Annotated in this window: 12 protein-coding genes, 10 tRNA genes, 3 rRNA genes and 2 pseudogenes; 25 read left to right on the top strand and 2 right to left on the bottom strand. The window is 31.3% G+C overall.

The genetic code is table 11. The annotated features are described in order from the left end of the window. The first annotated feature begins 82 nt into the window (after positions 1-82). The 18 genes and pseudogenes from CAQ16704_RS02645 to CAQ16704_RS02730 all read left to right on the top strand — a co-directional run. A complete protein-coding gene (locus tag CAQ16704_RS02645; protein ID WP_039666766.1) occupies positions 83-2,194 on the top strand; it encodes a polyribonucleotide nucleotidyltransferase in 2,112 nt (703 codons plus the stop codon). An 84-nt stretch (positions 2,195-2,278) separates the two neighbouring features. Further along, positions 2,279-2,354, top strand: a tRNA-Lys gene (locus CAQ16704_RS02650). A gap of 14 nt (positions 2,355-2,368) precedes the next feature. Further along, positions 2,369-2,444, top strand: a tRNA-Val gene (locus tag CAQ16704_RS02655). A gap of 22 nt (positions 2,445-2,466) precedes the next feature. Further along, positions 2,467-2,543, top strand: a tRNA-Asp gene (locus tag CAQ16704_RS02660). Between the two features lie 2 nt (positions 2,544-2,545). Further along, positions 2,546-2,621, top strand: a tRNA-Lys gene (locus CAQ16704_RS02665). 14 nt (positions 2,622-2,635) lie between these two features. Next, positions 2,636-2,711, top strand: a tRNA-Val gene (locus tag CAQ16704_RS02670). Between the two features lie 22 nt (positions 2,712-2,733). Beyond that, positions 2,734-2,810: transfer RNA gene (locus CAQ16704_RS02675), tRNA-Asp, on the top strand. A 2-nt stretch (positions 2,811-2,812) separates the two neighbouring features. Beyond that, positions 2,813-2,888: transfer RNA gene (locus CAQ16704_RS02680), tRNA-Lys, on the top strand. Between the two features lie 6 nt (positions 2,889-2,894). Next, positions 2,895-2,970: transfer RNA gene (locus tag CAQ16704_RS02685), tRNA-Glu, on the top strand. 187 nt (positions 2,971-3,157) lie between these two features. Further along, on the top strand, positions 3,158-5,761 hold the full coding sequence (locus tag CAQ16704_RS02690; RefSeq protein WP_052244977.1) for a hypothetical protein: 2,604 nt from the start codon (positions 3,158-3,160) through the stop codon (positions 5,759-5,761). An 18-nt stretch (positions 5,762-5,779) separates the two neighbouring features. Continuing rightward, positions 5,780-8,692 (top strand): two-partner secretion domain-containing protein, encoded by a 2,913-nt coding sequence (locus CAQ16704_RS02695; RefSeq protein ID WP_039666767.1) that lies wholly within the window; start codon positions 5,780-5,782, stop codon positions 8,690-8,692. Positions 8,693-8,812: 120 nt separating this feature from the next. Beyond that, positions 8,813-10,648, top strand: coding sequence for a ShlB/FhaC/HecB family hemolysin secretion/activation protein (locus CAQ16704_RS02700; protein WP_039666768.1), 1,836 nt, complete (start codon positions 8,813-8,815; stop codon positions 10,646-10,648). Between the two features lie 362 nt (positions 10,649-11,010). Next, positions 11,011-12,523 (top strand): 16S ribosomal RNA (locus CAQ16704_RS02705). A 95-nt stretch (positions 12,524-12,618) separates the two neighbouring features. Beyond that, positions 12,619-12,694 (top strand) — tRNA-Ala (locus CAQ16704_RS02710). A gap of 7 nt (positions 12,695-12,701) precedes the next feature. Beyond that, positions 12,702-12,778: transfer RNA gene (locus tag CAQ16704_RS02715), tRNA-Ile, on the top strand. A gap of 485 nt (positions 12,779-13,263) precedes the next feature. Beyond that, positions 13,264-16,171, top strand: a 23S ribosomal RNA gene (locus CAQ16704_RS02720). Between the two features lie 295 nt (positions 16,172-16,466). After that, positions 16,467-16,583 (top strand): 5S ribosomal RNA (rrf, locus tag CAQ16704_RS02725). Together the 16S, 23S and 5S rRNA genes with 2 tRNA genes alongside form the textbook arrangement of a ribosomal RNA operon. A gap of 692 nt (positions 16,584-17,275) precedes the next feature. Beyond that, positions 17,276-17,653 (top strand): annotated as a pseudogene (locus CAQ16704_RS02730) (AAA family ATPase); the annotation flags it as partial. Here CAQ16704_RS02730 and CAQ16704_RS08135 read toward each other — a convergent pair. Then, a pseudogene (locus tag CAQ16704_RS08135) lies at positions 17,635-17,808 on the bottom strand (phage tail protein); the annotation flags it as partial. The pseudogenes CAQ16704_RS02730 and CAQ16704_RS08135 sit on opposite strands and share 19 nt — an antisense overlap. Positions 17,809-18,164: 356 nt before the next feature. On the opposite strand from CAQ16704_RS08135, the gene CAQ16704_RS02735 reads away from it, so the two are divergent. Both CAQ16704_RS02735 and CAQ16704_RS02745 read left to right on the top strand, forming a co-directional pair. After that, positions 18,165-18,359, top strand: coding sequence for a phage tail assembly protein (locus CAQ16704_RS02735; RefSeq protein WP_052244978.1), 195 nt, complete (start codon positions 18,165-18,167; stop codon positions 18,357-18,359). Between the two features lie 470 nt (positions 18,360-18,829). After that, a complete protein-coding gene (locus CAQ16704_RS02745) occupies positions 18,830-19,210 on the top strand; it encodes a hypothetical protein (RefSeq protein WP_039666771.1) in 381 nt (126 codons plus the stop codon). A 13-nt stretch (positions 19,211-19,223) separates the two neighbouring features. Here CAQ16704_RS02745 and CAQ16704_RS02750 read toward each other — a convergent pair whose 3' ends face one another. Then, on the bottom strand, positions 19,224-19,865 hold the full coding sequence (locus CAQ16704_RS02750; RefSeq protein WP_039666772.1) for a S24 family peptidase: 642 nt from the start codon (positions 19,863-19,865) through the stop codon (positions 19,224-19,226). A gap of 144 nt (positions 19,866-20,009) precedes the next feature. Between CAQ16704_RS02750 and CAQ16704_RS02755 the strand changes: the two genes are divergently transcribed. The 5 genes from CAQ16704_RS02755 (at position 20,010) to CAQ16704_RS02775 (ending at position 24,622) form a co-directional block, all read left to right on the top strand. Beyond that, positions 20,010-20,210 (top strand): hypothetical protein, encoded by a 201-nt coding sequence (locus tag CAQ16704_RS02755; RefSeq protein WP_039666773.1) that lies wholly within the window; start codon positions 20,010-20,012, stop codon positions 20,208-20,210. A 76-nt stretch (positions 20,211-20,286) separates the two neighbouring features. Next, complete coding sequence (locus CAQ16704_RS02760; protein WP_039666774.1) at positions 20,287-21,261, top strand: asparaginase; 975 nt, start codon at positions 20,287-20,289, stop codon at positions 21,259-21,261. A gap of 14 nt (positions 21,262-21,275) precedes the next feature. Continuing rightward, positions 21,276-22,544 carry a hypothetical protein gene (locus CAQ16704_RS02765; protein ID WP_039666775.1) on the top strand — a complete coding sequence of 423 codons (1,269 nt, stop codon included), beginning with the start codon at positions 21,276-21,278 and terminating at the stop codon, positions 22,542-22,544. 93 nt (positions 22,545-22,637) lie between these two features. Beyond that, a complete protein-coding gene (locus tag CAQ16704_RS02770; RefSeq protein ID WP_039667702.1) occupies positions 22,638-23,990 on the top strand; it encodes an ATP-dependent DNA helicase in 1,353 nt (450 codons plus the stop codon). Continuing rightward, the gene (locus CAQ16704_RS02775; protein WP_052244979.1) at positions 23,987-24,622 is read left to right on the top strand and encodes a flagellar basal body-associated FliL family protein; all 636 of its coding nucleotides are present in this window, start codon (positions 23,987-23,989) and stop codon (positions 24,620-24,622) included. The genes CAQ16704_RS02770 and CAQ16704_RS02775 overlap by 4 nt, the downstream gene beginning before the upstream one ends.

A 24,622-nucleotide genomic window follows, 5' to 3' on the forward strand; every position in this document is an offset into this window, starting at 1 on the left:
AAACAGGCTTTTTAAGTTTTAAGTATTAAGATTTAAAAAGCTTATTTGGTTTTGTCTATAAACAAAATACAAGGAAATGATTATGCGACATGAAATAAATATTAACAACCATTTAGAAATATTTGACACAGATAAGGTTGCTAAACAAGCAGCTGGTGCGGTTTTAATGCAGGAAAAAAATGCTGTTGTTTTAGCTACTGTGGCTAGAGAAGAAAAAATGGTAGAGGAAGATTTTTTACCACTTACGGTTCAATACATTGAAAAAGCTTATGCTGCAGGTAAGATTCCAGGAGGCTATGTTAAAAGAGAAACTAAACCTGGTGATAATGAAACTTTAAGTGCTAGAATCATAGATAGAAGTCTAAGACCGCTTTTTCCAAAAGGTTATGCCTATCCTACACAAATTGTAGTTATGGTGCTTTCAGCAGATCCTGAAGTGGATTTACAGGTAATGAGTTTAAATGCAGCAAGTGTTGCTTTATATTTGAGTGATATTCCTATTAAAGCACCAGTTTGTGGTGTGAGAATAGGGCGTATTAATAATGAGTTTATTTTAAATCCTAGTAATAGTGAATTAAAAAATAGCTCACTAGATCTTTATGTAGCAGGTGTTAAAGACGAGCTTTTGATGATAGAAATGAGAGCTTTGGTCAATAAACAAAATAACATCCATCATATAAATGAATTAAGCGAAGATGATACTTTAAAGGCTTTGGAATTTGCAAGTAATGCGATATTAAGAGGTTCAAATGAATACGAAAAAGCATTTGCAGCTTATAGAAAAAATTCTAATCTTGAATTTAAAACAGAGTCAGATAATGCTGAAATAATTGAATATATAAAAAATTCTTATATGACAAAACTTAAAATTGCTATAAATCAAATGGCAAAAAGCGAAAGAGCTAGTGAAATTTTACAAATTGCGAAAGAAATAGAAAAAGAAGCCATATCTAGTCAAAAAGAATGGTGTTTTGAAGATATAGAAAAAGCTTTACATATATGCAAAAGAGAACTTGTTAGAAGTCAAATTATCAATGAGTTAAAAAGAGCTGATGGTAGAGGCTTAAAAGATGTTAGAAAAATAGATATTGAAACGAATATTTTACCAAATGCTCATGGTTCTTGTCTTTTTACAAGAGGACAAACTCAAGCTCTAGTTGTTGCTACTTTAGGCAATGATGGTGATGCACAAATGTCAGATTTGCTAACAGAAAAAAATCCAGTATGTGAAAAATTTATGGTTAATTATAATTTTCCAGGTTTTTCAGTAGGAGAGGCTAGCCCTATAAAAGCTCCAGGTAGAAGAGAGTTAGGTCATGGAAATTTAGCAAAAAGAGCATTGCATCCTAGTGTAGATAGCGAGTATGCACACACTATACGCTTGGTTTCTGAAATTTTAGAGAGTAATGGCTCAAGTTCTATGGCTACGGTTTGTGGTGGTGCTTTAGCCTTAAGGGCAGCTGGTGTTCCTAGTGAAAAATTAATAGCAGGTGTTGCAATGGGTCTTGTTTTTGAGAATGATAAATATGCTATATTAACTGATATTATGGGACTTGAAGACCATGATGGGGATATGGATTTTAAAGTTGCTGGAAGTTTGGAAGGAATTACTGCTTTACAAATGGATATTAAACTTGGTGGTTTAGAACAGCATATTTTAAAAGAAGCTTTATATCAAGCTAAGGAAGCAAGAGAATATATTTTAAATTTAATGGAAGAAGCTAATAGCAAAATCATAGTAAATGAATCAATTTTACCAAAAGTTGAAATATTTAATATTGACGCTAATAAAATTCCTGATATTATAGGACAAGGTGGCAAAACTATAAAAGAAATAATTGAGAAATTTGAAGTTAATATAGATTTAGATAGAGATAAAGGTGAAGTAAAAATTGCTGGTTTAAATTATGATTTAATTAATCAAAGCAAAGAATATATATTAAATTTAATACAGTCAAAATCTTCAAATAAAAAGCGCGAAAAAAAAGAAATGCCTAAATTTGAAATAGGAGAAGAATTTGTAGGAAAAGTTCAAAAAGTGGTGGATTTTGGAGTATTTGTTGAGCTAAAAGAAGGTGTAGATGGTTTATTGCATAATTCTAAGATAAAAGAAAAATTAGAATTAGGTAACGAAGTAAAAGTTAAAGTTTTTGAAATAAAAAATGGAAAAGTTTCTTTAGATTTAGCAGAGTAAATAGGCATATTAAAAATATGCCTATTTTTAGCTTTATACCTTGACAAAAACATATTCTTTTGGCATAATTTCATTTTTTTGGTTGTCTCGTTAGCTCAGCCGGTAGAGCATCTCCCTTTTAAGGAGGGGGCCGTTGGTTCGAATCCAACACGGGACACCACTAAATCTTTTTTTGGTCGCTTAGCTCAGTTGGTAGAGCGCCACCCTTACAAGGTGGATGTCATAAGTTCGAGTCTTATAGTGACCACCATTCTTTTATTTATTTTTTAGGTGCGGCGGTAGTTCAGCTGGTTAGAATATCGGCCTGTCACGCCGGAGGTCGCGGGTTCGAGCCCCGTCCGCCGCGCCATTGTCTCGTTAGCTCAGCCGGTAGAGCATCTCCCTTTTAAGGAGGGGGCCGTTGGTTCGAATCCAACACGGGACACCACTAAATCTTTTTTTGGTCGCTTAGCTCAGTTGGTAGAGCGCCACCCTTACAAGGTGGATGTCATAAGTTCGAGTCTTATAGTGACCACCATTCTTTTATTTATTTTTTAGGTGCGGCGGTAGTTCAGCTGGTTAGAATATCGGCCTGTCACGCCGGAGGTCGCGGGTTCGAGCCCCGTCCGCCGCGCCATTGTCTCGTTAGCTCAGCCGGTAGAGCATCTCCCTTTTAAGGAGGGGGCCGTTGGTTCGAATCCAACACGGGACACCACTAATTGACCCTTTCGTCTAGTGGCTCAGGACATCACTCTCTCTGTGTGGTAACAGAGGTTCAAATCCTCTAGGGGTCGCCAAATATATTAGTATTGTTTCTAATTTATTTTTATAGTTGTTTATCTCTAAGCTTAAATTTATAAACATAATATTAACATTTCCTAATATAAACTATTAATTAGTTATTATTATTAATACTATTAATAATTTTATATAATTACAAACATAAACACACAACAATAAATATTTTTTGAAAGGACTTTTTCAATGAATACAAATTTATCTAAAAAATACTCTATGGGGGGGGGGAACGATAGTTTTCGTTTTAGCCTAACTTCTTTACATTATAAAAAATCCAATCTTTTAAAACTTTCTTTATTAACCATTCTTTCAATCAATTCTTTATATGCAGCTACCCAAGCAAATTATGATAAAACTTTAAATGCTTATGTAATTAAAAAACATAGTTTTAATAATGAAAGTGTATATGATTATACTAATAATACTTATAAATTTTTAAATGGTATAAATTATTATGGTCAAATGGCTACTAATAAAAACCTCTCTAATATTACTTTAATTTATGATAATCCTAAATCTGCAAAAAACAATAATATAAGTGATATGATATTAAAACAAGAAATCCTTACTCCAAGTATTAAAGAAGATATATTTGTAGTTAATGGCTTTCATGGAGCATATTCTATTAATGATATTATTAGTCAAGTAAGCTATATACCTTTTTTAGTTTCTGCTTATGTATTTAATGCTAAAGCTAATAATAATACTTTAATGTTAAAAACAGGAGAGCTTTCTTCAGTATATTATTTAAAACCTAGCAATAAAGATATAATGAATCCTAAAGCTAGTGGATATGATAATAAATATAATTTCTTAATCACTCCAGCTATAGCTAGAAAGGGTGAAGCTAATAATAATACTTTAATTTACTCCAAAGATACCTATGTTAATATGGGTGTTGAAAACACCTATACTCTTCCTTTAAATGGTGCTCCTTATGTAGTAGGTGCTTTTGGTATTGATGCTAATGTAAATTATAATAGTGTTATACTCAATAAAGGAGCAAAACTAGACTTTCATGCTACCCCCTATAAGCAAAACATCTTAGGTGATAATGTATTTGATGAGAGAATGACTCATATAGTAGGTGCTATGACTTATAATGGAAATGCTAAAAATAATAAAGTTGTATTAGATGGAGCTACTTTAATTATCCATGGACCAAGTGGATCTTATTCAACATCAGCTGCTACTCATTTAGCAGGAGCCTTTGTAGATGTAAATAATAACCAAAACTATGAAGTAAGTAATAATAATGTATTCATTAATGATTTAAAACTAGATTTAAGAGTAGATACTAAAAATACTCCATTAGCTTATAATGCTGTATTAAATGGAGAAGTTTATGGAGGTAAGATAGTTCAAGGTAGCTCTAATAAAAATACTATAGAGATTAAAGACTTACAAACCTTACTTGCCCTTAATACCAATGTAGAAGTAAAAGCACTCTTAGACTTTTATGCAGGTATTACTAAAAATGGTTATGCTAATGATAATAGCATTAATGTTCATCTTAAAAAACCTTTTGAAATTAATGCTAATTTTACAGGTAAGAATGAATTTAATTTTTATGGTGGAGTAGCTACTAAAGGTGCTAATAGAAATAGTATTAATATAAAAGGAGATTTAACTCAAGAAAGTGTAGTAGAAAACTACCAAGATAAAATTCAAATCACAGCAGCTACTACAGCTAGTGGTAAAGCAAATAATAATAAAATTACTCTAAGCTCTTCTAATATCTCTATGCCTTTATATTTATATGGAGTAGCTAAAACTACTTTAGACAATAAAGACTATTATGCAAATAGTGCTAATGCTAATAGTATAACTTTAGATAATGTAAAATCAGGTAGAAATCTAACTACTATTATAGAAGCTGATAATTTAGAAAAAAATACTATACATTATAATTTAGTCCAATCTTTATCTAATGCTTCAAGTATAGATAAAGGCTCTAAAATCATTTTAAGAGCTAATGAAAATGCTAATGAAAATATTTTTAATATAAAAGATTATTCTAGTGCAGCTCATGATAATGTATATATTATTAGAGCTTATAACGAAAGTGCTAATAATAAAATCATTTTTACAAATATTGCACTAGGAACAGCTTCTGATACAAGAGAAGGAGATATATTAATTAGTGCTGGTATTGCTAAAAATACTCATGATAATTATACTCATATAACTAATTTAAATATAGATGAGTATAAAAACAATTCTACTATTTTTATAACTGCTTCTGGTATATATAATCAAGATGATAAAAGTTATAATAATAGCTTATATTTAAGTGGAACTACTAATATTTATAAAAATACTAATATAGATGTATTAGCAGGTAGCTTTTTAAGAGAAAAAACCAATGATAATACTTATATCTCAAAAGCACTTACTCATAAAAGTGGAACTAATAATCATCTTTATTTAAATACTAATATTAATGCTAAATTAGTAAATTACTTTGATCATTATAGCTTTATACTAAAAGATAATACTAAAAATTATTTAAATACTAAAGAAGCTATTTATCTAAGTGAAAAAACTTCTATTAATGTTTATACCAATAATACTTTAAAAAATAAAAGTTTTATTTTAATGCAAAGTGAAAAAGGCTTTGTAGATGAAAACAATAAACACTTAGATAAAAAAGATTTACAAAAACTATTAAATCAAATACATAAAAATCAAAAAGCCTTAGATAAAAACATTAAAGAAAAGGTTCAAAGAGCTACTTATACTTTAAGTATTAGTGATGATGCTAAAAGCATCATAGTAAATTTAAATTAAAACTACAAAGGAGCAAATATGAAAACAACAAAACTAACTCATCATATCATACTTTCAGGTATAACAGTATCTTTACTTTTTTCTCCACTAATGGCTTTACCTAGTGGAGGTAAATTTACTCATGGAACAACAGGAACTATAAACATTAATGGTAATACTATGAATATTAATGGTCATAAAGTTAGTTCTGTCATTCAATGGGGTGGTGGATTTAGTATTAATCAAGGTGAGAGTGTAAATTTTGGAGGAAGCAATAAAAACTATCTAAACATTGCTCATGGAACAAGTAAATCTACTATAGCTGGTTTATTAAATGCTAATGGTAATAATGTATTTTTAATCAATCCTAATGGAGTAATCATTACTAAAACAGGAACTATCAATGCTAATCGCTTTGTGGCTTCTACTTCATCTATGGATAGTGCAGCTATGCAAAACTTTGCTAATATGAATAATTTCAATGATGGTTTAAGCTTTTCACCTGTATTTAAACCATCTAAAGCTGGTAATGTAGTTAATATGGGTAATATTAATGCAGATAAAGTGTTGCTTATAGGCAATAAAGTAGATATACAAGGTGGTAAGCTAGGTAATTCTACTACACACTTAGTAGGAAATAATGTATATATAGATGCAGATAGTGCTAATTTAAATTCAACTATAAATGTAACAGCTATACAAGGTGGTTATATACAAAGACAAATGAATAAATTTGCTAATGATGGTTATAATTTTGGAAATAACACCAATATACAAAATACAAACTATACAGAAACTAACGGACAAACTCATATAGGAAGTAATAACTTCAAAAAAGCCCTAACTATAGGTAATATGGAAAATGAAAAAGCTAATGCTACAGAATGGTTTTACTTTGCTAAAGGGTGGAATGAAGATAAAGGTTATACACGAAATGTTGATGAGTTTAGATTAGTAGGGAATGTGGATTTTAGTGGTAACAAAGGACAAGGAGTAGAAGGTAGAGACTGGCAAAACTATGCTAATTATTGTTTAAGTGCAGGTAATTGTACTAATATGATAGTTGGTCATAATGAAAATTTTTATTATGGTGGTTTTAACAAAACCTTTGATGGACAAGGCTATACTTTAAAAAATATCAATATAGACACAACTTCTTTAAGTAATAAACCTAGATATGTTGGTATATTTGGTGGTGTTCTTGGTGCCACTTTTAAAAATATCAATGTAGATTATATGGGTGGTGGGATAAAGACTAATAATTATGGCCATGTTGGTGGCTTTGTGGGTTATGCTATAAGTGGTTCAACCTTTAGCAATATTTCTTTAAATAATATAGGGGATATTAGTAGTAGTGGTGGAAGTAATGGTGGTAATGTTGGTGGTTTTACTGGGTATGCTGAGAGTGCAACCTTTAGTAATATTTCTTTAAATAATATAGGGGATATTAGTAGTAGTAGCTTTGTCGGTGGTTTTATTGGTTATGTTTATGAAAGCACTCTTACCAATATTTCTTTAAATAATATAGGGGATATTAGTAGTAATAGTGTTGGTGGTAGCTATGCTGGTGGTTTTACTGGGTATGCTGTTGCTGCAACCTTTAGCAATATTTCTTTAAATAATATAGGCAATATTAGTAGTAGTAATAGTGTTGGTGGTAGCTATGCTGGTGGTTTTACTGGGCATGCTGAGAGTGCAACCTTTAGTAATATTTCTTTAAATAATATAGGGAATATTAGTAGTGTTAATGATAGTGGCAGCTTTGCCGGCGGTTTTGCTGGTTATATTTACACTTTTGGTACTTCATCACTTACCTTCAAAAACATTTATATATTTTTTAATCCCAACATGAGTATAAGTGCAAGTGGTAATTATATTTATGCAGGTAAATTCTTTGGTAAAGGTGATTTTACTGGTACCCTTGACAATATCCATATCTATCATCATACAAATGATTTAGCTAATGCAACATACGATCAAAATTACTGGGGTAGTAGCAATGATAAAATCCAAATCCACACCTACAACAACTCAAACCAAGAAAGTTTCTATCAAGACTTTTTATCTAAAGTAAATACTATAAGCAGACCTACCCCACCAACTAACCCATCTACCCCATCTAACCCAACCAATCCTGATGTAATCTTAGGTAGTGATGATGTAATTAGTGCAAATGATTTAAATACTTGGTTAAGAGAAATTCTTGCAGGTAATTACTGGATAGATATAAATGATCTTAGTTCAATCAAAGGAATAAGTGAAGAACTAAAACAAAGTATATCTTTCCTAGAAGCCTTATATGGTCAAGAAGGTATGAAAGAAATACTAGAAGGTTTTGGTAATGACTATAAAACAAATTATAGAAATTATCAAAGATTTGCTACAAATAAAGCAAATCTTTTAGCCTTTATCAATGATAAATTAAAACCTTTAGTCAAACAATCTAACAAAGCCTTTATAGATTTAAAAACAGCTCAAGAACAATTAAAAACAGCTATAGCTAAATATAATGACTATGTTAAAAAAGTCAATGAAAATCCTAGCTTAAAAAATGATGCAACTTTAAATTCTTTAAAAGCTGAAGTAGATAGATTAAACAATCTTAGTAAAGAACTTTTTGCTAGTATAAATAATAATCAAGTATTATTACAAACTTGGCAAAACAAAACAAGCAATGATTCAAATAATCACTTTAAAATAATAGGTGAGTTTAAAAACTTAGCCTTACTTACACCTAATTTAGATGAAGTAATAGTTAATGGTAATGAAAATGAAGACTATAAAAAAGTATCACGCCAAGTAGCTAATGCTCAAAAACAAACACCTACTTTTGAATATGAAGAAAACGAAAAAGAAGAAGTAGAAGAAACAGCCCTAATGCAAAAAGGAAAGATTTGTATAGTAAGTGATAATTTTAAAACTATGAATCCTTGTGTTACTGGAAGTTTTTAAAAACAATCTATATAAACTACTAATTTTTAGTAGTTTATATAATTAAAAACAAATAAATAAAAAAACAAAAACTCTTAACTTTAAAATAAAAGATTAATTAAAATAAAGGAAAAAACCAATATGAAAAAACTTTTACTTAGCACCATAGCAATTAGTTCTTTAGTTTATGCTAATAATGGAAGTATCACTATAACTAAAAATGATATAGGAAAAATTATAGAATTATCCCCTGATAAAAACATCCCTCAAAATAAAGCTATCAAAGAAAATCTAAAAACCCAAGATGATTATAAAAAAAGCCAAGAAGCTAAAAAAGACTTTGAAGAAAAAAAACAAGAATTAGAAGAAAAATTTAAACAAGAAGATGAAAAAGCTAAATCATCTACTAATAACTTAAACAATCAAACTAATACCAACCCAACCACTAATACAAAAGATAAAACTAACAATAATAATTCTAATACTACTACTAATAAAAAAATACTCACTCAATATAAATTTGTTCTTACTAATGAAAACACTAGCTTTGAAAAACTAGGTATTAAAGAAGAAGATTTACAAAGCTTAGTGAGTGAGTTTAAAACAAGAAGATTTAGCTTACAAGATTTACAAGATATATCTAATATCATTGCTTATTATTTTCAAGTAAATGGTTATCCTGCAGCAACAGCTTATATTCCTCAACAAGAATTTGATGGAAAAAACATTCAAGTTAATATTTCTTTAGGAGTATTAGGTAAGTATATAATAAAAAATAAAACTACTATAAAAGATCATTTTTTAGAAAGTAAGCTCAATCAAAGAATCAAAGGTAAAATCATTTCTACTAAATTAATAGAAGATAGTGTATATAAAGTCAATGAAATGTATGGACTTCAAACCTTAGCAGGTTTACAAGCAGGAGAGAATGTAGGTGAAACTGATATTCTTATAGAAGTAGAACCTGATACTAAGGCTAATGTATTAATATATAGTGATAATTATGGTATTAAGAGTGCAGGAGAATATAGAGCTGGTATTAGTATGGGATTTAATTCTATACTTAATATGGGAGATTATTATAATTTTTACTTACAATCTAGTGATGAAAAACAAATCAATTATGGAGCCAGTTATACTTTCTTTGTAGGTAATTTAAAAATTACTCCTAGTATATCTCAAGGAACTTATTATTTAGGAAGAGAATATGAGGGTTTAGGTTTTAGTGGTACTTCTAGGAATTTTGGTATAGATTTTTCTTATCCTATATGGATTAATACTAATTCATCTTTTTATATAACTTCTAGTATATATCATAAAATACTTAGTGATGTAACCTTAGATCTTTTAACCTTTGATAAAAGTTCTAATGTAGGAAGTGTAGGTTTAGAAGGTTTATTTAGAGGCTTTGAAAACAATACCTTAAGTTATAGTGCTAAAATAAGCATAGGTAAGGTAAAAGATGATGGAACTACTGTATTTGGAGATACATCTAAAAGTGGTGGTAATGGCTTTGGTTGGTTTAGAAAACTCAATGCTAGTTTGAATAATTATTATAGTTTTAATGAATATATTACTCATACTGTTAATATAAACTATCAAAAGGTATTAGGGAATTTTGAGCTTGATTCTTCTGAAAGTTCATCTTTGGGTGGAGCTTATGGAGTAAGAGCTTATGATAATGGAGAAGGTGATGGAGATAATACTATAGTAGCTAACTTTGGTATAAGAATAAATATACCAAATACTAATTTTTATTTTACTCCCTTTTATGATATAGGTTATGCTTGGTATGAAAAAGATTCAGGTAATAGATTAGTAGATGATCATTTCTTAGATGCACTAGGCTTACAAATACTTTATAATAAAGCTAATGAGTATTATATAAAACTTGATGGAGCAAGAGCATTACACAAATACAAATTAGATGATGATCATAGAATGAAATTATATTTAAGTGGTGGGGTGTATTTTTAACACCCTAGGTTTTTTAACCTTTAAAAAACACCTATTCATTTTTTATCTTTCTTGTTCTAACTATCCAAATTTCTTTCTATCCTAATAAAACTTTAAGCTTATATAGATATAATTTCATTTCCTTTTCTTAAAAAAAGGTAAGTAAAAATTAAGATATTTCAATCTCTAATTTTTAATTGTTCTTTAAATTATTAATATTGTTAATCAAATCTTATAGTCAATCTTTGAAATCTAAATAAGTGATCGATTGAGCCAGAGATTTACTTTATTTATGTAAATCTATCAATTAAATAATTAAAGATTATTTTTATTAATCTTTTAAATACTTTTTCTTTGAAGAAAAAGATTAAACTATCTATAATTTTATGGAGAGTTTGATCCTGGCTCAGAGTGAACGCTGGCGGCGTGCCTAATACATGCAAGTCGAACGATGAAGCAACTAGCTTGCTAGTTGTGGATTAGTGGCGCACGGGTGAGTAAGGTATAGTTAATCTGCCCTACACAAGAGGACAACAGTTGGAAACGACTGCTAATACTCTATACTCCTGCTTAACACAAGTTGAGTAGGGAAAGTTTTTCGGTGTAGGATGAGACTATATAGTATCAGCTAGTTGGTGAGGTAATGGCTCACCAAGGCTATGACGCTTAACTGGTCTGAGAGGATGATCAGTCACACTGGAACTGAGACACGGTCCAGACTCCTACGGGAGGCAGCAGTAGGGAATATTGCGCAATGGGGGAAACCCTGACGCAGCAACGCCGCGTGGAGGATGACACTTTTCGGAGCGTAAACTCCTTTTCTTAGGGAAGAATTCTGACGGTACCTAAGGAATAAGCACCGGCTAACTCCGTGCCAGCAGCCGCGGTAATACGGAGGGTGCAAGCGTTACTCGGAATCACTGGGCGTAAAGGGCGCGTAGGCGGATTATCAAGTCTCTTGTGAAATCTAATGGCTTAACCATTAAACTGCTTGGGAAACTGGTAATCTAGAGTGAGGGAGAGGCAGATGGAATTGGTGGTGTAGGGGTAAAATCCGTAGATATCACCAAGAATACCCATTGCGAAGGCGATCTGCTGGAACTTAACTGACGCTAAGGCGCGAAAGCGTGGGGAGCAAACAGGATTAGATACCCTGGTAGTCCACGCCCTAAACGATGTATGCTAGTTGTTGGGGTGCTAGTCATCTCAGTAATGCAGCTAACGCATTAAGCATACCGCCTGGGGAGTACGGTCGCAAGATTAAAACTCAAAGGAATAGACGGGGACCCGCACAAGCGGTGGAGCATGTGGTTTAATTCGAAGATACGCGAAGAACCTTACCTGGGCTTGATATCCTAAGAACCTTATAGAGATATGAGGGTGCTAGCTTGCTAGAACTTAGAGACAGGTGCTGCACGGCTGTCGTCAGCTCGTGTCGTGAGATGTTGGGTTAAGTCCCGCAACGAGCGCAACCCACGTATTTAGTTGCTAACGGTTCGGCCGAGCACTCTAAATAGACTGCCTTCGTAAGGAGGAGGAAGGTGTGGACGACGTCAAGTCATCATGGCCCTTATGCCCAGGGCGACACACGTGCTACAATGGCATATACAATGAGACGCAATACCGCGAGGTGGAGCAAATCTATAAAATATGTCCCAGTTCGGATTGTTCTCTGCAACTCGAGAGCATGAAGCCGGAATCGCTAGTAATCGTAGATCAGCCATGCTACGGTGAATACGTTCCCGGGTCTTGTACTCACCGCCCGTCACACCATGGGAGTTGATTTCACTCGAAGCCGGAATACTAAACTAGTTACCGTCCACAGTGGAATCAGCGACTGGGGTGAAGTCGTAACAAGGTAACCGTAGGAGAACCTGCGGTTGGATCACCTCCTTTCTAGAGTACAAACTGATAAGTCTCACAACTATCAGTTCATATATAAACTCAATCATCCTTGTTTAGATTTCAAAGATTGATGAAAAGCTAATTTTGGGGAATTAGCTCAGCTGGGAGAGCGCCTGCTTTGCACGCAGGAGGTCAGCGGTTCGATCCCGCTATTCTCCACCATTATTAAGGGCCTATAGCTCAGCTGGTTAGAGTGCACCCCTGATAAGGGTGAGGTCACAAGTTCAAGTCTTGTTAGGCCCACCATCAAAAAAGATTTGTTTATCAATTTAAATATTAATAAGTTTTAAAACTTAAAGCAAGTATATAAATATTTAAAAGTATTTATTATATTTTTAAAACTATTTAAACTCTTTATATATACTTGCTTTAGGTTTTAAGACCTAAGTTAAATAAATAATAAAATATATAAGCTTATAAAGATTTGCATTAGTCTTAAAGTGGGTTATATTGAATTAGTTATTTAATGTTATTTGAATTATCATTGTTAAGAGTCACAAGCAAGTTTTAATAAAAACAATTTTACAGGACTTGTTAAAGGATAAAACCTAACTATCTTTTCTTTAGCTTTTAGTTAAAGATAAGTTTTAAACTCACAACTTAGTTTAAATCTAAAATAAACTTTTGGTATTTTTATTAAGTGTTTAAATGCTTTCCGTCTTAAGATAGTAAAAGTCTTATCATAAAAACTTTAACAAGGAAGTGATGCGTTTTAGAATAAAAGGTAAAAAAGGTAAGCTACTAAGAGCGAATGGTGGATGCCTTGACTGGTAAAGGCGATGAAGGACGTACTAGACTGCGATAAGCTACGGGGAGCTGTCAAGAAGCTTTGATCCGTAGATTTCCGAATGGGGCAACCCAGTATATAGAGATATATACTACCATAATGGAGCGAACGTAGGGAATTGAAACATCTTAGTACCTACAGGAAAAGAAATCAATAGAGATTGCGTCAGTAGCGGCGAGCGAAAGCGTAAGAGGGCAAACCCAGTGCTTGCACTGGGGGTTGTAGGACTGCAATGTGCAATAGGTAAGGTTAGTAGAACACTCTGGAAAGTGTAGCCATAGAGGGTGATAGTCCCGTATACGAAAACCAAACCTTAGCTAGCAGTATCCTGAGTAGGGCGAAACACGTGGAATTTTGTCTGAAGCTGGGTCGACCACGATCCAACCCTAAATACTAATACCAGATCGATAGTGCACAAGTACCGTGAGGGAAAGGTGAAAAGAACTGAGGTGATCAGAGTGAAATAGAACCTGAAACCATTTGCTTACAATCATTCAGAGCACTATGTAGCAATACAGTGTGATGGACTGCCTTTTGCATAATGAGCCTGCGAGTTGTGGTGTCTGGCAAGGTTAAGCACACGCGAAGCCGTAGCGAAAGCGAGTCTGAATAGGGCGATTAAGTCAGATGCTGCAGACCCGAAACGAAGTGATCTATCCATGAGCAAGTTGAAGCTAGTGTAAGAACTAGTGGAGGACTGAACCCGCTAGCGTTGAAAAGCTATGGGATGACTTGTGGATAGGGGTGAAAGGCCAATCAAACTTCGTGATAGCTGGTTCTCTCCGAAATATATTTAGGTATAGCGTTGTGTCGTAACTAAAGGGGGTAGAGCACTGAATGGGCTAGGGCATACACCAATGTACCAAACCCTATCAAACTCCGAATACCTTTAGTGTAATCACAGCAGTCAGGCGGCGAGTGATAAAATCCGTCGTCAAGAGGGAAACAACCCAGACTACCAGCTAAGGTCCCTAAATCTTACTTAAGTGGAAAACGATGTGAAGTTACTTAAACAACCAGGAGGTTGGCTTAGAAGCAGCCATCCTTTAAAGAAAGCGTAATAGCTCACTGGTCTAGTGATTTTGCGCGGAAAATATAACGGGGCTAAAGTAAGTACCGAAGCTGTAGACTTAGTTTTACTAAGTGGTAGGAGAGCGTTCTATTTGCGTCGAAGGTATACCGGTAAGGAGTGCTGGAGCGAATAGAAGTGAGCATGCAGGCATGAGTAGCGATAATTAATGTGAGAATCATTAACGCCGTAAACCCAAGGTTTCCTACGCGATGCTCGTCATCGTAGGGTTAGTCGGGTCCTAAGCCAAGTCCGAAAGGGGTAGGCGATGGCAAATTGGTTAATATTCCAATACCAACATTAGTGTGCGATGGAAGGACGCTTAGGGCTAAGCAAGCTAGCGGATGGAAGTGCTAGTCTAAGGAAGTAGGAGCTTATATAGGCAAATCCGTATAAGAATACTCCGAGATCTGAAAGGCTCTTCAAAGTCTTCGGACAGCGAGGAGAATTGCTGATGCCGTCGAGCCAAGAAAAGTTTCTAAGTTTAGCTAATGTTGCCCGTACCGTAAACCGACACAGGTGGGTGGGATGAGTATTCTAAGGCGCGTGGAAGAACTCTCTTTAAGGAACTCTGCAAAATAGCACCGTATCTTCGGTATAAGGTGTGGTTCGCTTTGTATTAGGATTTACTCCGAAAGCAAAGAAACTTACAACAAAGAGTCCCTCCCGACTGTTTACCAAAAACACAGCACTCTGCTAACTCGTAAGAGGATGTATAGGGTGTGACGCCTGCCCGGTGCTCGAAGGTTAATTGATGGGGTTAGCATTAGCGAAGCTCTTGATCGAAGCCCGAGTAAACGGCGGCCGTAACTATAACGGTCCTAAGGTAGCGAAATTCCTTGTCGGTTAAATACCGACCTGCATGAATGGCGTAACGAGATGGGAGCTGTCTCAAAGAGGGATCCAGTGAAATTGTAGTGGAGGTGAAAATTCCTCCTACCCGCGGCAAGACGGAAAGACCCCGTGGACCTTTACTACAGCTTGACACTGCTATTTGGATAAGAATGTGCAGGATAGGTGGGAGGCTTTGAGTATATGACGCCAGTTGTATATGAGCCGTTGTTGAGATACCACTCTTTCTTATTTGGGTAGCTAACCAGCTTGAGTTATCCTCAAGTGGGACAATGTCTGGTGGGTAGTTTGACTGGGGCGGTCGCCTCCCAAATAATAACGGAGGCTTACAAAGGTTGGCTCAGAACGGTTGGAAATCGTTCGTAGAGTATAAAGGTATAAGCCAGCTTAACTGCAAGACATACAAGTCAAGCAGAGACGAAAGTCGGTCTTAGTGATCCGGTGGTTCTGTGTGGAAGGGCCATCGCTCAAAGGATAAAAGGTACCCCGGGGATAACAGGCTGATCTCCCCCAAGAGCTCACATCGACGGGGAGGTTTGGCACCTCGATGTCGGCTCATCGCATCCTGGGGCTGGAGCAGGTCCCAAGGGTATGGCTGTTCGCCATTTAAAGCGGTACGCGAGCTGGGTTCAGAACGTCGTGAGACAGTTCGGTCCCTATCTGCCGTGGGCGTAAGAAGATTGAAGAGATTTGACCCTAGTACGAGAGGACCGGGTTGAACAAACCACTGGTGTAGCTGTTGTTCTGCCAAGAGCATCGCAGCGTAGCTAAGTTTGGAACGGATAAACGCTGAAAGCATCTAAGCGTGAAGCCAACTCTAAGATGAATCTTCTCTAAGCTCTCTAGAAGACTACTAGTTTGATAGGCTGGGTGTGTAATGGATGAAAGTCCTTTAGCTGACCAGTACTAATAGAGCGTTTGGCTTATCTTTTTTATAAGCATCACTTCCTTGTTAAGGTTTTTATAAAGCTTTAAATGTTTTTTATAAAATATTTCAATAAATGATATTTAAGCTTGATAAAATCTTTACAAGTAAAGTTTATATTAGAATTTGCTCTTAACATTGTTTTTTAAGTATTCTAAAGTAAAACAATAAAGTATTTAGCTTAGATAAATAAAATATCTAAATACAAGACTAAGAGAAAACTAAAATAAAAATAGTTTTATTTGATTATTTTTTATTTTACTATGTTTTTATACTTTTAATGGAATATTTAAATAACAATGTCCGTGATTATACAGATGTGGAGACGCCTTGTCCCATCCCGAACCAAGAAGCTAAGCACATCGTGGGTGATGATACTACGCCTTACTGGCAGGGGGAAAGTAGCTCATTGCGGACTTGTTAATTCTTATTATTCTTACTACTACTTATATTCATTTTTTTGATTTAGTTTATTCTTGTTATTTATATTATTTATATTATTGATTGTATTAAGTTTTATTTAGATTGTTGAGCTAGATTAAATCTTATTAGCTAGGTTTATATTTTACTTTTTTATTTTTTAGTATGTATTGTTGATTGTATTATTCTAATAAGTTATTTGATGATTTGTTTGGGTTTATTAGTTTTTTAATATGTATAATTTAGAGGATTTAGTTGGATTATTATAGTTGTTTTTTTGTTGTTGGGTTATAGATGGATCTTATTGTGTCGTGTTTATCTTAGGTTTTTTTGAATTCTCATATGGTTTTAGTGTAGTTGGAGTAGATTGTTTTATTGTGGAATTTTTATTCTGTGATGTGGTTTAAGTGAGTTTAACTTAGTTTATTTGAGATTATCGATTATATTGCTTTAGGTTGTGCTTAGGTGAATTTATTATTGTTGTGGAGTGAAAGTTTAAATTGTAAAGATTGTTATGTTTGGATATATGGTTGAAGTTATTGTTAAAAATTTATAGTTATTCATAAATATGAAAATATTAAAAAATAGTTGTTTTATTTGAAAATGGTGTAATGGTGTGTGATAGGTGTTTGTTAAAATAATTAGATGGAGTTTTTGATATTTTTAAAAACATTATATCATGCCAAAATGATTTTAGATAAATTGATAAATTTTTTAAAAGATAGTAATGTATTTTTAAGTGGTAGTGCTGGTGTAGGCAAAACATTCTTGACTATGGAGCTTATAGAATCTTATAGAAAACAAGATAAAGTTGTAGTAGTATTAGGTTCTAGTGCTTTTAACATAGGTGGAACAACTTTGCATAGTTTTTTTGCCTTTAAAAGATGTCAAAATTATGATGAATTGTATTATGAAGATAGAAAACAAAAGGACAAATTAGAAAAAACTAAACGCATTTTAGAACAATGTGATCTATTAATTATAGATGAGATTTCTATGGTAAGTGCTTCTTTGATGGAGATGGTTTATTATAGATTAACAAGAAGTAATTTTAATGGCAAGGTTTTGCCTTGTATTTTAATCTTTTCACTTTCTTTAGAACTTGCAAATAAAGCATTATGGTTGTTAAGTCTATTTAAACTAGTAATTTTATAATCACAACTTCGTTCTAAATTATCAAAATTTAAGGCTTTAAACTCAAATTCTCCTAAAGCTAAAACCATTTAAACTCCTTTTTAGTTTAGTAAGGGTAGAATTATTTTAGTTAGATAAGGTTGATGATCGCAATGTAGTAGTCGATAGGTGCTCATCAACATGGATGAGATCGGACCTGTATTGTAGGTGCAACTCCTACCGCCTTATCTAATTTTAATTAACTCTTGTTGTTTTTTATTATCTTCTTCCACTTTCCCAAGCGTAATAATTGCATTAGTTTTTCCAAATTTCTTTATTTTGTGTTTATATTTATATTTTATAAACTTTGCATATTTTTATTATATTAAGCAAACATTGTTTTTGTATATAAATAAGTTATAAAATAAAAAAACTAATTAAACTTGAAAATGGCGAAGAGTTAAAAATGAAAGCACCTAATGTGCGTGTTTTAAAAAATGCTACCAATAAAAGTGATAAAGAAATGGATCAAACTATTTATATGATAGCTACACTTACAAATAAACAAGAAAGTGATATAGAAGAATTAAATCTTAAAGATTTTATGGCTTTGCAAAACGCTCTTAAAGATTTTTTGCAAGAAGCAGGAGCTATAGCTTAGAAGCTATAGCTCTTATAAGCCATAGTTTGCATTGGGGTTTAAATGAGGTGTTAGATTTAGATTTAGATGAATTTGAAAAAGCTTTAGAAATAGCAAAAGAATTGTTAAAAACTAAAACTCTTTAGGATTTAGAAGTTGTTTGTGGCTGTTTTTGGCTCTAAAAAGTTTTTTAAAAAGTTTAAAAATAAGTTTTGAAATAAAAAATAAAATTTCACAACTTATCATAAATAAAGCTTGAATAAGCTGTGATAAACCAAGAAAAAAACCAATAAGAAGAACAAACAAAGTTACAAAAAATGTTATAAAAATATTGGCAAAAAAAGAAATTTCATCATTATAAGTAGTGCAAAAAATGCCAATATAGCAAACAATTGCAAAGCCATATGAGTAGAGATAATCTCTTTTTGTTAAAAGTATTTTTTTATTCATAGCAAAAATTTTAAAATACAAACACTTAAAAAGGGTTGAATGTGGAAAATGCTGGAAGTATTGGAATTGGTATCGCTTTAGGATTTGTATTAAAGAATGCATCTGTTATAAAAGAAGCAACCAAAGATTTTAAAGCTTTAGAAGAAGTTCTTAGTAAAACAAAAATCGGCATTAAAGGATTTGAAAAGCAACTTAATCAACTAAAACTAAATTCAAAAATTAGCGAACAGCTTAAGGCACAAAAAGAAAGTATCAAAAATGAAATTTTAAGTTTAAAAACCTTAGTAACAGGCGGACTTTTAAGTCAAACTATAGGATCATCTATAAACTTTGAATCAGCTATGGCTGATGTTAGAAAGGTTGTAAATTTTGATGAGAATGACAACATTAAAAAAATGAGTGATGATATACTTAAAGTTTAATACAAACTTTAACTTATAATTTTTTATAATTAAAAGCATAAGTACCAATAATTCTTCCTATGATTTTCAATTTATCTGCTTCTTTTATATTGATAATAGGATATTCTTTGTTGTCACTAATAAGACATAAAGGTCTTTTCTTTATTCTTTTAACAAGAATTTCATTTTGATACTCGACAATGTAAATACCACCTTCTATTTTAGAATCATCATTTTGAAAAATAATCATATCTCCTTCTTTTATTGTTGGTTCCATACTATTACCTATCATAGATATGATACCTATTTTAAAAAAACCTTGTAAATTAAATAAACTATTTAAATCTTTTTTATTAAAAGGAATTTTTTGTATATCAGCATTTTGATTGTTAGTAAAATCAGTCACTATAAAACAATCTTTGTAAAAAGGGATCGATATTATATCTTCATCGTTTGTTTTTTCAGATTGTTCTATAATATTGTTTTGAATTATATAGTTATTTTGTTTATACTTTAGTTGATTAAATTTCAAGATAGCTTTCGCTGAAATTCTTCTTCTTTGTCTCCATCCTATAGCAGTACTTTTCTCAAGTCCTAGTTTTTTTGCAACCATTTCAAGACTGGTTACATTAAAAAATTTCTTCATATCTTCTACTAATGTTTTAAAATCTTCCATTTATTTTTCTTTCTAATATAGTTATTTTATTTATAAAAATATTGACATATAAATAAAATAACTATATAATGTATAAAAATTATTTCTAAATTGTATCTTAAAAATATCAATTTGAAATAAAAATTACAAATTGAAGGATGAAATTTGTTAAAGAAATATTTTGATGATAATAATATTAATCTTAAAAAATTTGCTCAAAAGTATGGTTTAGATTATATGAGTTTATTTCGTGTAGTTAATGGCTACTATTCTGAGAAATATATTGCAAAATCAAACACAAAAGCAGTTTATAAAAAGCTTTTAGAACTCAATATTATTCATGAGCTTCCTGATATTTTGAAATAAGTAATGATGATAAGTTAATTTTAAGTCAATTATACAATTGATTTACATTTAGCTTACTTTAAAAAAGGAGATTGGTATGAAAATTAGTGTTTTAGGTATAGGTGGTACTATTTGTATGTTAAAAGATGAACTAGGAGGGGTAAGTCCTAAATTAAGTGCAAAAGCATTAGTAGATAGCATTGGTTTAACAGAAAATATAAACATAGAAACAAAAAATGTATTGGCAGTACCAAGCCCATCTTTAAAATTTGAAGATATTTTAGAAATCATAAAAGTAGCAAAAAATGAAATTAGAAATAATTCTAATGGTATAGTTGTTACGCAAGGCACTGATACACTAGAAGAAAGTGCATTTTTATTAAGCTTGTTGTGGGATGAGGAAATTCCTATGATTGTCACTGGGGCTATGAAAAATCCAAGCGAATTAGGAAGTGATGGTGCTAGTAATTTGCACCAAGCCATTCTTGTTGCTAGTGATAAGAAATCATATAATAGAGGAGTGTTAGTTTGTTTTAATCATGTTATATATCAACCAAGATTTCTTCATAAAAGTAACTCTTTTTCTTTGGATACATTTATTTCTATAAATGGCGGAAATATTGGTTATATATACGAAAATAAAGTAAGATATATCACGCCTGTGTATAAAAATAAAATTTATAATATTCCAAAGAAAATAAATAAAAGAGTTGCAATTATCCCTACTTGCTTATCTGGAGACATATATTTTTTAGATAAATTACAAGATTACGATGGATTGATAATAGATGGATTTGGTGCAGGACACGTATCTTTTGAAGCTGCTGAAAAGTTAAAATCTTTTAATTTGAATATTCCTTGTGTTATTACTACTAGAACTGGAAGTGGAATAAGTGCTTATAACACTTATGCTTACAATGGTAGTGAATTGGATATGCAAAAAAGTGGCTTTATTATGGGAAGTTTTTTTGATAGTTTAAAAGCTAGATTATTTTTGACATTATTACTTTCTAATCATTTTAGTAAAGAAGAAATTACAGAAGAATTTGGCTCATTTTATATGTATTTTTAGAATAAGGAAAAAACATGAGTCTTTTATTTATTTCACAAATTTTTATGAGTATTACCTTATTGTTTATGGTTATTGGAAAAACTCCTTTATATATAACAGCTATTGTTGGTACTACTATAAGTGTGATAATTGCTATGTTTGAATCAAAAAATATTTTAATTAATACACTTTTACTTTCTGGGCTAAATCCTGTTATTTTAGATATGACTGGAATTTTAATGTTTATTGGTGTTATGCAATCTAGTGGCTTTATGGATGATATTATTAAAATTATTATTAAAATTGGAAGAAGGATTGGCGGAGGAGAAGGAGTTGCATTTGCAAGTGCAGTCGGATCTGGTGTAATAGGCATGTTAACAGGCTTCACTCAACCATCTGTTACAGCTGTTGTTACTGCTAAACCTTCTGTTTTACTTGGCATGAACCCAAATCATTCAGCGGCAATACATGGTCATGCTGGTCATCTTGGAAATTTTGGAGGATTTACTCATCCAACTCAAGTTGCGATTATTGGAGCTACAAATATCGGTTTTGGGCTTATAAATATTTTTGGCATATTTATTGCAGTATGTTTGATATTGTGTTCTGCTATAAGATCTAAAATATATAGAAAAAAATATTCTATTATGATTGATAAAGACAAAATAAATATAGCTATAAAAGAAATTGAAAACCAAAAAAATAAATATAATGTTTATATTGTTTTTTTACCATTTGTGGTTTTATTTTGTGGTTTTATTTTGGGTTATCCCATTTTTCTATTGGGAGTTTTTTCTAGTATATTAACAATTTTTTTAGGACAAGTAAATATTTTTAATGCAGAAAAAGATATGATAAATGGCGTTAGTAAAATAGCTATACCTTTGGTTGCCACTATAACTTTTTTATTTATGAGTGCAGCTATAAAAGAAATAGGTCTTGCTAAATCTATTGCTGATGTGTTTGAACCAATTTTGAATATAGCTCCTGTTCAAGCAATGTTTATAGTAGCTGTTTTTGCTGGATTTATAACACAAAGCTATGGAGCTAGTTCGGCTATTTTATTACCATTTTTACAAGCTACTATGGAAGTTTGTAATTATAATTTTGCTTTGGCATTTGTAGCAGCAGGTGGAGCTTCTATAGCTCAATATTTTCTAACAGGCGGACCCGTTGCTGCTTTATCAACCGTTATACCTTTGGTTGAAGGATCAAATTTAAAAGATTCAAATAAATTTCAAAGACCTTCTCAGATATTTGCTCTTTGTTTGATTTTAATCTTATCATTTATTATCAAATTTTAATTTAAGCTTTTGAAGATATTTTCAAAAGCTTTATTTTTCAAATACAATAAAAATAGATATAATAAATAAATCATATTTTTAATTATGTTGAAAATGGTATTAAACAAATTAGCTGAATTTTTAGAAGATAATAATGTATTTTTAAGTGGCGGAGCTGGTGTTGGCAAGTCTTTTTTAACAATGGAGCTTGTAAAGTTTTATAGAAAACAGGGTAAAGTTGTTATTGTTTTGGGATCTACTGCCATTAGTGCTTTTAATATAGGCGGGATGACTTTGCATAGTTTCTTTGCTTTCAAAAGATGTCAAAATTATGATGAATTGTACTATGAAGACAAAAAACAAAAAGATAAACTAGAAAAATTAAAACGTATTTTAAAACAATGTGATTTATTAATTATTGATGAAATATCTATGGTAAGTGCCTCTTTAATGGAGATGATTTATTATCGAATAAAAAGTGATTTTAATGGCAAAATTTTATTGGTAGGAGATTTTTTTCAACTTCCTCCTGTAATTCCTTTTAAAAAAAATCAGATTCAAAATACTTTATTTCAAGATACCTTATATGCTTTTTCATCACAGGCTTGGAATGATTTACATATTGTAAATTTAAAGCTTAGTATCACTAAAAGAACTTTAGATATGCAGTTTTATAGGTATTTATTTTTTTTAAGAATAGGCAAAATAAATCAAGAAATGCTGAGTTTTTTTAAAGAAATGTTAATTTTACCAAAAAATTTGCTTTGCTATATGGATGAATATACTTTATTATGTGCTACAAATAAAAAAGCCAATCAAATAAATGAGAAAAAATTAAGTCTTTTAAGCTCTGAAGAAAAAATTTTCAATGCAAAATATGAGAAATTAGATTCTACTTTAGATGATAAAATTTACAAACAATGGATTAATAGTTTAAATTCTTTAGAAGAATTAAAGTTAAAAATAAATGCCAAAGTTATTTTTTGCGTAAATAATAAGGAAGAAAACTACTACAATGGAGAGCAAGGGATTATTTTGGATTTTTTATTAGATGAAGATCAAAAATATATCCTAATTGAAAAAAATAATGGAGAAAAATTAAAAGTAAAACCTTATGAATATACTTTAGAAGAATATGAATTAAGTGAAGATGAAAAAATAAAAGTTAAAGTCAAAGCCAAGTTTATACAATTTCCTATAAAATTAGCTTATGCTATAACAATTCATAAATCCCAAGGTATGAGTATAGATAAATTAATATGTGATATTGATGGAATTTTTGAAAAAGGGCAATTATATGTATGTCTTTCTAGAGCTATTAATCCTAATAATTTAAAAATTGTATATAATTGTAGAATTCCTTTTGAGAATTATTTTTTAATGGTTTTAAAAACCGATGAAGATGTAAAAAGATTTTATTTGGAAAAAGAATTTATAAATTTAGAAGATGATGGGAATGAATTATGAAATGGTTGATAGTTTTACTCTTGATGTATTTAAATATTTTGGCAAATTCTTTAAGTATAGAAAATTTTAGGACAGATTTATATTCAAAAACAGGTGCTAACACTTTAAAGAAAATCGAAATTACTTTGGATTTTGAAGGAGAAAATTTAGAAGAAAAAAAAATTATAGATGCCTTAAATACTATTATATCTAGTTATTTTTATGAAGACTTGTTTACAGAAATAGGTAAAAATAATTTCAAAGACACTTTGCTTAAATTTAGTAATAAAAAATATAATACACAGATTAAAAATATTTATATTTTAAAATTAAATTCAGTAGCTAATTTTGATTTAGAAGAGCTTAAGCGTTTTGTGAAAGATTTAGAATCAAAAAATAAAAATATAAAAGAAAAAATTAAATCTGTTTCTGAAGTAACAAAAAACCAGGAACAAAATATCAGTCAAATAAAAGACTTAAATACTACACAGATAAATGATAATACAGTTAAGGATATTAACACAAGCTACAATCAAGATGCCAATGTAAGTAAAGAAACAATGGATATGATTTTAAAAACTATGGAAAATACACAAATGCAAATGTTAGCTCCAAATAAAGAACAAGAATTGTTTAAAGAACTACCCTTTTAA

This window comes from Campylobacter sp. RM16704 (assembly GCF_000816245.1).
Lineage (GTDB): Bacteria > Campylobacterota > Campylobacteria > Campylobacterales > Campylobacteraceae > Campylobacter_D.

Bases quoted from the DNA above. Each gene is read 5' to 3' on its own strand.
- CAQ16704_RS02735 (WP_052244978.1), top strand. From the start codon at position 18,165: ATGAAAGCACCTAATGTGCGTGTTTTAAAAAATGCTACCAATAAAAGT.
- CAQ16704_RS02690 (WP_052244977.1), top strand. From the start codon at position 3,158: ATGAATACAAATTTATCTAAAAAATACTCTATGGGGGGGGGGAACGAT.
- CAQ16704_RS02645 (WP_039666766.1), top strand. From the start codon at position 83: ATGCGACATGAAATAAATATTAACAACCATTTAGAAATATTTGACACA.
- CAQ16704_RS02700 (WP_039666768.1), top strand. From the start codon at position 8,813: ATGAAAAAACTTTTACTTAGCACCATAGCAATTAGTTCTTTAGTTTAT.
- CAQ16704_RS02695 (WP_039666767.1), top strand. From the start codon at position 5,780: ATGAAAACAACAAAACTAACTCATCATATCATACTTTCAGGTATAACA.
- CAQ16704_RS02775 (WP_052244979.1), top strand. From the start codon at position 23,987: ATGAAATGGTTGATAGTTTTACTCTTGATGTATTTAAATATTTTGGCA.
- CAQ16704_RS02770 (WP_039667702.1), top strand. From the start codon at position 22,638: ATGGTATTAAACAAATTAGCTGAATTTTTAGAAGATAATAATGTATTT.
- CAQ16704_RS02765 (WP_039666775.1), top strand. From the start codon at position 21,276: ATGAGTCTTTTATTTATTTCACAAATTTTTATGAGTATTACCTTATTG.
- CAQ16704_RS02750 (WP_039666772.1), bottom strand. From the start codon at position 19,865: ATGGAAGATTTTAAAACATTAGTAGAAGATATGAAGAAATTTTTTAAT.
- CAQ16704_RS02760 (WP_039666774.1), top strand. From the start codon at position 20,287: ATGAAAATTAGTGTTTTAGGTATAGGTGGTACTATTTGTATGTTAAAA.